At 33.1% G+C, this 12823-nt stretch carries 7 protein-coding genes; 5 read left to right on the plus strand and 2 right to left on the minus strand.

Annotation, left to right across the window (positions count from 1 at the left end; all coding sequences use genetic code 11):
* Positions 1-2 precede the first annotated feature (2 nt).
* From ACXIHB_RS12280 to ACXIHB_RS12295, 4 genes are read left to right on the plus strand one after another with little or no spacing between them, the layout of a single operon-like run.
* Entirely contained in the window at positions 3-1091 is a 1089-nt protein-coding gene (locus ACXIHB_RS12280) for an eCIS core domain-containing protein (protein ID WP_462098347.1), read from the plus strand.
* A 12-nt stretch (positions 1092-1103) separates the two neighbouring features.
* Complete coding sequence (locus ACXIHB_RS12285) at positions 1104-5390, plus strand: hypothetical protein (protein WP_462098348.1); 4287 nt, start codon at positions 1104-1106, stop codon at positions 5388-5390.
* Positions 5391-5402: 12 nt separating this feature from the next.
* The gene (locus ACXIHB_RS12290) at positions 5403-6743 is read left to right on the plus strand and encodes an ATP-binding protein (protein WP_082118680.1); all 1341 of its coding nucleotides are present in this window, start codon (positions 5403-5405) and stop codon (positions 6741-6743) included.
* 11 nt (positions 6744-6754) lie between these two features.
* The gene (locus ACXIHB_RS12295; RefSeq protein WP_462098349.1) at positions 6755-7576 is read left to right on the plus strand and encodes a hypothetical protein; all 822 of its coding nucleotides are present in this window, start codon (positions 6755-6757) and stop codon (positions 7574-7576) included.
* 4 nt (positions 7577-7580) lie between these two features.
* On the opposite strand, the gene ACXIHB_RS12300 is transcribed toward ACXIHB_RS12295, so the two are convergent.
* Together ACXIHB_RS12300 and dnaE are read right to left on the minus strand one after the other, a co-directional pair.
* Complete coding sequence (locus ACXIHB_RS12300; RefSeq protein ID WP_462098350.1) at positions 7581-7937, minus strand: hypothetical protein; 357 nt, start codon at positions 7935-7937, stop codon at positions 7581-7583.
* Positions 7938-7945: 8 nt separating this feature from the next.
* Positions 7946-12319, minus strand: coding sequence for a DNA polymerase III subunit alpha (gene dnaE, locus ACXIHB_RS12305; protein WP_462098351.1), 4374 nt, complete (start codon positions 12317-12319; stop codon positions 7946-7948).
* Between the two features lie 239 nt (positions 12320-12558).
* Here dnaE and ACXIHB_RS12310 point away from each other — a divergent pair, with 239 nt between their 5' ends.
* On the plus strand, positions 12559-12750 hold the full coding sequence (locus ACXIHB_RS12310; RefSeq protein WP_028891302.1) for a cold-shock protein: 192 nt from the start codon (positions 12559-12561) through the stop codon (positions 12748-12750).
* Positions 12751-12823 lie beyond the last annotated feature (73 nt).

The following is a 12823-nucleotide window of genomic DNA, read 5'->3' on the forward strand; positions in this document are numbered from 1 at the left end:
TCATGTTTAAAAGAGATAAAAAACCAGAAGCTAATAACGTTCAAGCAAAAGATAAAAAAAAGGATTTGTTTATTCAGCCGAAGCTAGCATTTGGAAGAAAAGGAGATCAATATGAAGTTGAAGCAGATAATATGGCTGATAAAGTTGTAGGAAATAATAATGAAGCTAATTCAATACAAAAAAAAGAAAATGAAGAAGAAATTCAACAAAAACCATTGGCTTCTGAAGTAACACCTTTAGTACAAAAAATGGAAACTACTGAAGACGAGCAACCCGTTCAAAAGATGGAGGAGGAAGCGGTGCAAAGTAAAGAAGAGGAAGAAACAATACAATCGAAGTGCGATGATTGTGAAAAAGAAGAGAAAGTACAAAAGCAAGAAGAAGAGGAAGCGGTGCAGTCAAAAACGGAAAAATCTACTTCAACAAAAAATAAACCTTCTTTTGAAAGTAAGTTAAAAAGAGGAAAAGGAGGTCAAAAAATGGATGCACAAACACGAAGTGAAATGGAGTCAGGTTTTGGAGCCGATTTTAGCCGTGTAAATATCCATAACAACTCAGAAGCAGCACAAATGAGTCAAGAAATAGGAGCACAGGCATTTACGCATGGAAACGATATCTATTTTAACGAAGGAAAATACAGTCCAAACTCCAAAGAAGGAAAGCATCTGTTAGCACACGAATTAACACATACCATTCAACAAAAAGGAATGGTGCAGAAGAAAGTTCAAAAACTTTCTGATCCTGAATGTTCACCAACCCATTCACTACCTCATAGAGGAAGTTGTAGAAGCGGTTTTATTCATACGTGTTATTCAGAAACGTTTAAACCATCTAGTAGTTCAGCTCTTAAAGGGGAGGTTTCAGTAAGTTATAATAGATCGGGAAGTATAGGACCAGAAGATTTTAGTGTGCAAGTATATAAGTGTGGTATGATATGGGATACTCGTATAGGAAGTAAAAGATTAGGACCTAACATACCTGGGACTTTAAATTTTTCTATAGCTAGTGTTACACCTGGAGATAGTTATTATATAAAAATCTATTCAAGATCTCATTTAAAGCTTGATGCAAACTACCGTATTTGGCAGTAAAGACAATAAGTAATGTTTAGAGCAAAACAAAATATAGCAAAACCTTCTAATCCTTCTTTAAAAAGTAAGGAAGCATCACCTTTTATTAAGCCAGAAATGAAGGTGATTAAACCTGAAAAAAAACAAGAGGAAGTTGCGCTAAAAGAACCTAAAAAAATAAAAAAAGGAGATAGTCTTTCAACCCAAAAAGAAGAGTCAGTAACTCAAAAAGCATCGGTTTTAGAAGCTTCTGAAAAAGAAAAAGGTGAAAAAAATGAAGGAGGAGATAAAATTGAGGCTCTTAAAAAAGTAGCAGAAAAGCAATCTTTTAATGGGGTGAAAAATAGTGCAAAAGATGCAAGTGTTTCTGTGACAGAACCGAAAAGTAATAACACTACTCAAGTAAAAACAGAAGCTAAAGAAGGAAAAAAAGAAAAGGAAGAAACCTCAGAAAAAGAAAAAAAAGAAGAAGGAGCAGTTAAAGAGAAAAAAATACCTAAAGCACCAACAAAACCAGAAGATGATCCTGCTTTTCAACAACAAATAAAAAAAACAGAAAAGGTAAAAGAAGAAAAATCACAACATCCAGATCCAGAAGCTAAGGTAGGTGAACAGCAGCAAGCAGGTCACCCATCAGCAGCTGTACAATCAGCTAAAAACGATCAGCAAGCACATGCAGATTCATTATCAGCAACCTCTGAAGAAGAAAAAAAGAGAGAGCCATTTACACCAGAATCGTTTAAAAAACTTTTAGAAAAGAATTTAGATGATTTAGAAAAACAACTTCCGAAAAACTCAGAAGAAGCACAAGAGTTTAGAGATGAGAAGCCTATTCAAGGGATAAAAGAAAATATATCAGGTCAAGTTACAGCTGAAAGCGATAAGTTAGCAGGACCAATGAAATCTGAGGCAGATAAACCAGCTCCTGTTTCAGGTCAACCAACAGTAGAAGCTGTTCCATTACCTCCTACAAATTCAGGGAGTACCCCAAAACCATTAAACGCTAAAGCAGCAATTCCAAAACCTAAGACATCTCAAGAGATCTCAATGGAAAAAGAAAGTCAGTCACTAGATGATTATATGGCTGAAAATAAGGTGACGGATGAGCAATTAGCAAAATCAAACGAACCTAAATTTACAGGAGCATTAGAAGAAAAGAACAATGCTCAAACTGAAGCAAAGTTAGCGCCAGTAAAGTATAGAAAAAAAGAACAAGCTCAATTAGGGGTAGCTCAAAAAACAGCGACTGTAAATAGTAAAGAGGGGTTAGATCAAATGCAAGCAGCTAAAGTATTGTCAGAGAATAATGTTTTAGCTAACCAAACGGAGAATAAAACAAACGATAAAACAGAGCAAGAAAAAATATACGCCGAGTTTGAAGCAATTTATGAAGAGACAAAAAAGACAGTTACAGAAAGTTTAGAAAAGCTCTCAGAAGATGTAGATAAAAAGTTTAGTGAAGAAGCAGAGAGTGCTCAAAAAACCTTTGAAGAAAATGTTGAAGATGGTTTAGGAGAAATTTATGGATGGACAGTAATAGATGATTGGATTTTTGGTGAAGATACGGAGGCTATAGATAAATTATTTAGAGTTGAAAAAGCAAAGTTTATCAGTAAGATGAACTCGGTTCTAGATGATATTTCAATTATCATAGCTGATGGGTTGAACGGAGCTTTAGATGCTATTGCAGAAGGAAAGAAAAAATCAAAAGAGAAATTTGACAGTTTAGACGAGTCACAAAAGAAATTGGCGGAAGATGCATATAGTGAATTTAATGACCAGTATGCAGATTTAGAAGATACTGTTTATGAAAAACAGGAAGAATTAGCGGCTGATTTAGCACAGTCATACAAAGAAAATGTTGATAGTTTACAAGAAAAGTTTAATGAAATAAAAGAAAGCGTAAGTGCCGGTTGGATTGGCGCTGCGTTAAATGCATTAGCTGGTGTTATAAAAACTATTTTAAAAATAAAGGATATGCTGCTTAATCTACTAGCAGCAGCTGTAAGTGCAATAGGAGCTATAATTTCTGACCCGATAGGGTTTTTAAGTAATCTAATACAAGGGGTTAAACAAGGTTTTGTTGATTTTGGAAACAATATCAAAAAACACATGATTAAGGGAGTAATAGAATGGCTTACAGGTTCACTAGGTAATGTAGGTATTACATTACCAGATAATTTATTTAGTCTTTCAGGAATATTCAGCTTAGTAACTCAAATGTTAGGATTGACATGGGATTATTTTAGGAGTAAAGCAGTAAAGTTATTAGGAGAGCCCGTGGTTGCTGGTATGGAAAAAGCTGTTGAAATTTTTCAGATAGTTAGAAAAGATGGTGTAATGGGGCTTTGGGAGTATATAAAAGAACAGTTTAGTAATCTCAAAGAAATGGTTATGGATGCCATTCGAGATATGATAATCACTAAAGTTATTGAAGCGGGTATAAAATGGGTTATGGGCTTGTTAAGTCCAGCAGGAGCTTTTGTAAAAGCTGCGATGATGATTATAGATATTGTAAAGTTTTTTGTTGAAAGGGCGGCACAAATTTTTGAATTAGTTACAGCATTTATAAATAGTATTAAAGCGCTAGCAGAAGGAAATGTTAAAGCTGTAGCAAAAGGTATCGAAACTGCTTTAGCCAAAGCAATACCAGTATTAATAGGTTTTTTAGCTGCTTTGGTTGGAGTAACAGGACTCACCGGAAAAATCCAAAAAATAATTAAAAAAGTTAGAAAGAAAATAGACAAAGCCATTAATAAAGTTATTAAAAAAGCTAAAAAAATATTTAATAAGATTTTAGGGAAAAAGAAACCCAAAAAAGGGCATGCAAAGAAGATAAAAGATGATAATAAAAAGCAAAAACCAGCAAAATTAACAGCAAAAGATAAAGCGAAACATAAAAAGATTGTAGGTAAGATAGAAAAGAAATTAGGAGAAAAAGCAAAAAAAGGAGAACCGTTTGATAAGTTTTATACAAGAAAAAAGAAAGAAGCTAAAACCCTAGAAAATAAATACCAACCACAATTAAAAAAAGGAATAAATTTAGATATAAAGTTTAATGCATTAGCTAAAGATAAAGAAGATAACGATGTAGATATTAAAATTAAAATAGCACCTAATGATACTACTGGTAAGGTACAAGCAAAAGGAGATGAAAAGGATAATTTACCGTTGCTAGATCAATACTTAAATAAAAAGGTGGTAGATAAAGAAGGTATTCCATTAGAGTCTTTTACTAAAGCATTAAAAACAGATATTAATAAAATAGACAAGAAACAAGTTTATATTCTTGATAAGAGAAATTCTAGCTATAAGTTTAGAACAGGAAAAGGATTTGGTTCATATCCTAATATATACATTGAAAGTGATGGAGCTGAAGAAGGAGTCTTAAAAAAAGGAAAATCCAAGTCTTACAAACCAGCACATGGAAACTTTATTCCAGATGAAATGGAATTAACGGAAAAGAATGGAGTATATACAGCCGAATATAAGACAAAAAGAGCTGGAGACGCAAAGGAAGCAAAAGCAGGAGAAGATAGTCCAACATTTGAGATAAATATCACTTTTGATGAGGCTATAAAAGGTATTTCAGACAAAGTACAAACTAGAAAAGTAAAAGGATTCAATTTGTCAAGTAAGCCAGATGGAATTGGAAGAGGAAAATGGGATGGAGGATCAGCAGGAAAAGATGGTACTCCAGGATTTGATAATGCTCATATTATTGGAGATCAATTTGGAGGTTCAGGAGTTAATTCGGCAATGAATATTTATCCATCATCACCAATGTATAATCAAAAAGAAATGGCGCATGTTGAGAATAAGTTGGCCTCTTTCTTCAAATCTAGAGGAACAAACTTTAATATGGAAGTTACTGCAAAAATAAAGGATGATGTAAATGTTAATAATCAACTAAAAGGAGTTTTAGATACTGAATTCGGTAAAGACAATAAAGGGAAGAAAAAGGTAGATGAGAAAATTAAAGCAAAGGCGAAAAGCACTTTGACAAAGGCTTTACAACAAGCTATGACTATGGATATTGATAACTTACCAGGTCAGTTTTTAAATACTACATACAAATCAAAGGGAATTGCTTCTAAAGACGATACAGAGGTAGAAGGAGATAATCTACAAACAATTGGTGTAGAAATGAAAAAAGACAAGCGATACGATAAAGACAAATACAAAAAACTAGGAAGTGATTTTTCTAAAAATGGAGAAGGTACAGAGCTATCTATTGGGGCCGATCAAGGCTATGATGCATCTATAGAAAATTATAAAGCAAAATTTGCTAATGACGGAACGAAAAAAAAGAAATTATAAAATAAGGTAATTATGTACATAGAGGTAGATCAAATAAATAAAATAGGAGTATTTAAAGTACTGCAAGATTTTATTACCAATAGAATTGATAGTGAATTTAATGGGTATAAGCAACCAAATTTTGAATTAAACTATAATGGAGTACCCTCTCCTGTGATTGCTTTTATGAATGATAAAAATCTAGTAACTGAAGATGTTATTCTATTACTATTGGCTTTTGTACCTCACATGTTTCCAAATTTTTTAAACAATATCATTAGTGAGTTTTTGCCACAAGGAGGTGAGTTTCCAGAGTTTGGAGGAGTAAAAGGGAAAAATCATAGAGGAATTATACCTACAGGTGAAACAGCCCTTTATATTTTAGGAGGTAATGATTTTGCTTCAAGAGAAAGAGGTTTACAATTTATTTTAAGTGAAAGTAAATTGTTTAGAGATAAGGTGTTGAGAATTGAAAAGCAACTTGAAGAAGAGCCTTTAATGAGTGGTAAGCTAATTTTGGCAGAGGAATATGTACACTTGTTTTTAACAGGGAAAGAATTAAAACCACAAATGAGTCAAGATTTTCCTGCAAGTTTAATTACTACAGATTTAGAGTGGGAAGATTTAGTATTACAAGAAAAAACATTGAACGATGTTAAAGAAATAGAAAACTGGTTAGCATATAAAGAGATACTTTTAAATGATTGGGGAATGAAAACAAAAATAAAACCCGGATATAGAGTTTTGTTTTGTGGAATTCCAGGAACAGGAAAAACACTAACAGCTAGTTTACTTGGAAAATACACAGGTAAAGATGTTTACAGAGTAGACTTGTCAATGGTTGTTTCAAAATTCATAGGAGAAACAGAAAAAAACTTGTCCAAATTATTTGATAAATCCATTAACCAAGATTGGATTTTATTTTTTGATGAAGCCGATTCAATTTTTGGTAAAAGAACAAATGTAAGAGATGCTCATGATAAATATGCTAACCAAGAAGTCTCTTATTTATTACAGCGAATAGAGTCGCATCCAGGACTAATTATTTTGGCTTCAAATTTTAAAAACAATATTGATACAGCTTTTACCAGACGTTTTAATAATATTATAGAGTTTGAAGCTCCTGGTTATACAGAAAGATTAATGTTATGGGAAAATAACTTGCCAGATAACGTTGAGTTAGAAGATACTGTAAGCGTAGAAGAGTTAGCTAAGAAGTTTAGTTTAACAGGTTCTAATATAGTGAACATTATTCAATATGCATGTTTACAAACTATTGCTAATAAGAAAGAAACAATACAAAAACAATATTTAATAGAAGGTATTAAGAGAGAATATACAAAAGAAGGAAAAACAATTAACATTAAACTTTAAAAAGAGCAGTAATGAAAACAATCAATAATATAAATGGTATCCCCTTACATTATGCTAGGTTAACAAATCACCCATACGGAACAAGAGGAGAGCAACGTAATTTTTCAATTGATAAAAGTTTCTTAAGCATTTTAGAAAATGCACTTCAAGAAGTTTTTGAGCATTGTCCTCTAGGGATACCTGAAGTAATTACAACTGCAGGAATTTTTGTAGACAAACCAGGACAGCATAGTCACGGAAAGGCATTTGATTTAGATGCTGTTTTTTGGAGCAATGAAACTCTAGTTACAACCAATTTTATTCATCAAAAAGAGTTGTATTTAGGCATGGAATCTTTTTTAAGAAAACACTTTGGTATTGTATTAAATTATTACTACCCAAATCATAAAGATCATTGGCATGTTGATACGAGTGTACCTGTTGATTATAATCAAACATCAAAATCAGAAACACTGTATTTACAATTAGTTTTAAAGTATATATATAAAGAAGAAATTTTGGTAGACGGTATTTGGGGAAGACAAACTTCAGGAGTAGTAAAAGAAGTTTTTGAAAGATTAGGAATTAATACACCTATAACTACAAAAGCAAACTATATAAAGTTTTTAGATGTAACAGGAAAAATTGCATTTAAGTTATATGAAGAAAATATTTCTCCTAAACACTTATTAAGTAACTTAACAGAAGTAATTGAAAATTTACCGCAACAAAACAAAATAGCAGTTCGAGAAGCACTCAATAGTTTTTTAAATCACGAAGAAACAGCAACATGGTTGGGCGGTTTTGAAGAAAATCATAATTTGGATGCTATTATAGAAGAAATTACAGCCTAAAGCTTTATTTGGTAAACTGATTTTTAAACCAAACCTTTTTCCAAACTCTTTTTAAAATCAAAAAAGTAAGACATTCGGTGTATACATTAATATCTGTTGACTCGATATTTTGTGTGTCTTTTTCAGAAACATCAATACGATATAAAAGGTTGGTGTACGAACTAAAGTCATGTAAAACAAGTTCTTTAATTGATTTCTGGAGTTCTTCTTTTAACTCTAAAGGGGGGGTATTTTCAGAAAAAGTTAAATCAATTCCAGTTAAACTAAAATCTTTGTTAAGTTGAACTATAAGTTGTTTATATAACTTTTGGTTAGCTACATTTGTTAATAGGTCAATACTGTTTTGATAACTAGGTAGCATTTTGGTTATTAATTCAACTTATAATTTATAAACTGTTCGTCTAATGCTTTTAAAAACTCACTAGACACTTTAATTTTAGTTGTTCTACTAGGTAAGTTTAACTCTATTTTTTCTTCGGCATCCCAAATGGTAAAATACAAACTTTGTGAGCCTTTGTTAGTAGCAAACAAGTGTTGTAGTTCTTTTATAGTGTTGTCTTTTACTTCTTGTAGAGGAATTTTTATGGTGAGTTTTTTACACATTTTATCCATAATATCGTGTAATAGTAAAAACTCATTAAATCCAACTCTAGGTTCACCTTTCACACCTTCTTTATTAGTCCAACCAGATTTGATCGTAGTTTTGATAAATAGGAATGAATTTGGAACCAAAAAGTGTTTAAACTTTAAGTAATCTTCACCAAAAATTCGGAATTCAAAACTATCGTTATAATCTTCCATTGTAAAAGCAGCCCATCCTTTACCTGCTTTTGATACACGATGCTGTACATCAGTAACAATTCCAGCAAAAGAAAGTCCTAAACCTTCATATTGAGCGATGTTTTTAAAATGTGCTAGAGAAGCGTTGCAGAACTTTAGTTCGTTTTTAAAATCATCAAGTGGATGTGCAGAAATATACATTCCAACGACTTCCTTTTCACGAGCTAACAATTCCATAGTTCCCCAAGTTTCACACTCAGGAATTAAAGGTTCAGGTAAATCAACATCCGAAGCTTCTCCAAATAAAGATACCTGAGATGAATTCTGATTTTCTTGAAACTTATTTCCAAAGCGAATAGCCTTTTCTAAAAAAGTTTGTCCTTTTTCATCTTTCACATAATATTGAGCTCTGTGAGTATCTGTAAAGGAATCAAAACCACCAGCTAATACTAAACCTTCAAAAGCTTTTTTGTTAGCAATACGTAAATCAACACGCTTGGCTACATCAAAAATAGAAGTGTAATGCCCATTTTCTTTGCGTTCATCAATAATTGCTTTTACAGCTGAACCACCTACACCTTTAATTGCCGCCATACCAAAACGAACAGCGCCATCTTTATTTACAGAGAATTTAGCATACGATTCATTTACATCTGGACCCAATACCTCTAACCCCATGCGTTTACATTCCTCCATAAAAAACGAAACCGTTTTAATATCGTTCATGTTGTTGGAAAGTACTGCAGCCATGTATTCAGCAGGGTAGTGGGCCTTTAAATAAGCGGTTTGATAAGCAATCCAAGCATAACAAGTAGAGTGCGATTTGTTAAAAGCATAAGATGCGAAAGCTTCCCAGTCCTTCCAGATTTTCTCTAGGGCTTTTTCATCATGACCATTGGCCTTTGCTTGATTCACAAACTTAGGTTTCATTTTCGCTAGTACCGCAGCTTGCTTTTTACCCATTGCTTTACGAAGTACATCGGCTTCACCTTTGGTAAAATCAGCTAACTTTTGCGAAAGTAACATTACTTGCTCCTGATATACTGTAATTCCGTAGGTCTCTGCTAAATATTCTTCCATTGCAGGAAGGTCGTACTGAATTTCCTCGTCCCCATGTTTTCTTCTAATAAAAGAAGGAATATATTCTAAAGGACCAGGACGATACAGAGCGTTCATTGCAATTAAGTCAGCAAAAACCGTAGGTTTTAACTCACGCATGTACTTTTGCATTCCAGGAGATTCGTATTGGAATATACCTACGGTTTCTCCACGTTGGAAAAGTGCATAAGTTTCCTCATCATCAATAGGGAAATTTTCAGGGTCAAGCTCTACACCATGACGTGCTTTTACAATTTTTACCGTATCCTTGATTAGGGTTAATGTTTTTAACCCCAAAAAATCCATTTTTAATAATCCTGCACTTTCTACTACCGAATTGTCAAACTGGGTAACATACATGTCGGAATCTTTGGCAACAGATACCGGTACGAATTTGGTAATATCATCAGGAGTAATAATTACCCCACAAGCATGAATTCCAGTATTACGAACTGAACCTTCTAAAATTCGCGCTTTATTAATGGTTTCAGCTTCTAACCCACTACCATTAGCAATAGCTTTTAGCTCATTTACCATTTCTATTTCTTCAGAACGAAGCTTTTCTTTTAATCCTTTCTCATCTAAAGAAAAGATTTTTTTCAATTTCATTCCTGGAATTAACTTGGCAATTCTATCGGCTTCAAATAGAGGTAAGTCAAGTACACGAGCGGTATCACGTACAGATGATTTAGCAGCCATGGTACCATAGGTAATAATTTGTGCTACTTGGTTAGCACCATATTTTTCAATTACATAATCCATTACGCGGCTACGACCTTCATCGTCAAAGTCGATATCAATATCGGGCATCGATACACGTTCAGGGTTTAAGAAACGCTCAAAAAGTAAGTCGTACTGGATAGGATCTATATTAGTAATCCACAAGCAATAAGCAACTACCGAACCAGCTGCAGAACCACGTCCTGGACCTACTGATACATCCATGTTTCGTGCTTCTCGAATAAAATCTTCTACAATCAAGAAATATCCAGGATATCCTGTTTTAGCAATTACATCAAGCTCAAAATCTAAACGTTCTCGGATTTTATCGGTAATTTCTCCATAACGTTTTTTGGCTCCTTCATAGGTTAAATGACGTAAAAAATTATTTTCACCTCTTTTTCCTCCATCTTCAAGATCTTTTTCATCTCTAAACTCTTCTGGAATATCAAAAGCAGGTAATAATACATCACGAGCTAAGCCAAAAGGTTCTATTTTATCTACAATTTCTTGAATGTTAATAATTGCTTCAGGTAAATCTGCAAAGAGTTTTTTCATCTCTTCAGTAGATTTAAAGTAGTATTCGTCGTTAGGTAAACCATAACGATAGCCTCTTCCTCGACCTTTAGGAGTAGCTTGTTTTTCACCATCTTTTACACACAATAAAATATCGTGAGCATTGGCGTCTTCTTTATCTAAGTAAAAAGTATTGTTCGTAGCAACAATTTTAATATCATGCTTTTTAGAGAATGAAAGTAGAGTTTCGTTCACAACTCTTTCATCTTCTTGTCCGTGACGCATCAATTCGATATATAAATCTTCTCCGAATTGTTCTTTCCACCAAAGTAAAGCTTCTTCTGCTTGAGCTTCACCTACATTTAATATTTTACTAGGAACTTCACCATATAAATTTCCTGTTAATACAATTACATCTTCTTTGTATTGCTCAATAACTTTTTTGTCGATTCTTGGAACATAGTAAAAACCATCCACGAAAGCAATGGAAGACATTTTTGCTAAATTGTGGTATCCCTTTTTATTTTTAGCAAGTAAAACGACTTGATATCCATTGTCTTTTTGACTTTTATTGGTATGGTCTTCACAAACATTAAACTCACAACCTACGATAGGTTTTAAAACACTTTGTGTAGGTTCTTCTCCTTTTTCTAAGGCTTCTTTATTAGCCGCTTCAGCAGCTTTGTTATGTCCTATAACAGCTTGTACAAAATGGAATGCAGCCATCATGTTACCCGTATCGGTCATGGCAACTGCAGACATATTATCTTTAGCAGCGGCATTTACTATGTTACCAATTTGAATGGTAGATTGTAAAACAGAATACTGTGTATGGTTATGTAAATGAGCAAATTTAACACCTTCAAGTTCTGCTAATCCTTCTGCGGTAGAAATTGTATTAGCTTCTTCAGTTTCAGATGACTTTCTTTTGCGAATTTTTTCACTTTCCTTTTTAAGGTTTAAGTGCTTAAGTCCGATTACCTGTATTGGGTTCGGATTTGCTTCTGTATAACGTTGAAAATAATCAGAAGGAACGTCTAACTGTTCTTCTGTGTACTGGCGTAAACGAATTAATTCTAAGAAACATCTTGTAGTTGCTTCTACATCGGCAGTAGCGTTATGTGCTTCTCCAAAACCTGTTCCGAATAAATGATTGTGTAATTCGGTAAGAGTTGGAAGTTTAAACTTTCCTCCACGACCACCAGGAATTTGACATAATTGTGCCGTATGCTCGGTACAAGTATCCAAAACAGGTAATTCTGTTAAATTGTTTTCAACACCTAAACGATGAAACTCACACCCCATAATGTTGACATCAAAACCAACATTTTGACCAACAATAAACTTCGTTTTTTGTAATGCCTTGTTGAATAGTTCTAACCCTTCACTCAATTGAATTCCTTGTTCGATAGCTAAATCAGTAGAAATTCCGTGAATACGTTCTGCATCGTACGGAATATTGAACCCGTCAGGTTGTATTAAGAAGTCATTGTGTTCAATTAAATTTCCTAATTCATCATGTAATTGCCACGCAATTTGTATGGCTCTAGGCCAGTTGTCGGTATCGGTTATTGGAGCATTCCAGCTTTTTGGTAATCCAGTAGTTTCGGTATCGAAAATTAAATACATGGGCAAAATTACTTATTGAAGTGTTTTGGATAAAACAAAGTGTAAAAATACGAAGAATTTACATTGTTATTAAGAGAAGTTATTAACGAGTGTTTTTACTTAATGTAAAGGCTTGAATAGCTGATTGTAATCAGTAAATAGATGTTAAGTGTAGGTTAATTTTAAAATAAAAATAAAAAAAAGTGATTGATAATCAATTAATAAGATTACATTTGTACTTTAATATAATATTTTTTACAATGAAAGAAGGAACAGTAAAGTTCTTCAATGAATCTAAAGGTTTTGGATTTATTACAGAGTCAGGATCAAACACAGAACATTTTGTACACGTATCAGGTTTAATCGATGAGATTAGAGAAGGTGATACTGTTGAGTTTGAACTTAAAGAAGGAAAAAAAGGATTAAACGCAGTTAGCGTTAGAGTATTATAATATACCTCACAATTTATTTTTCTTAAGAGCCTGTTTAACAGGCTCTTTTTTATTGTAATAAAGTTGTTTTTTT

The organism is Tenacibaculum sp. IMCC1 (assembly GCF_054906355.1).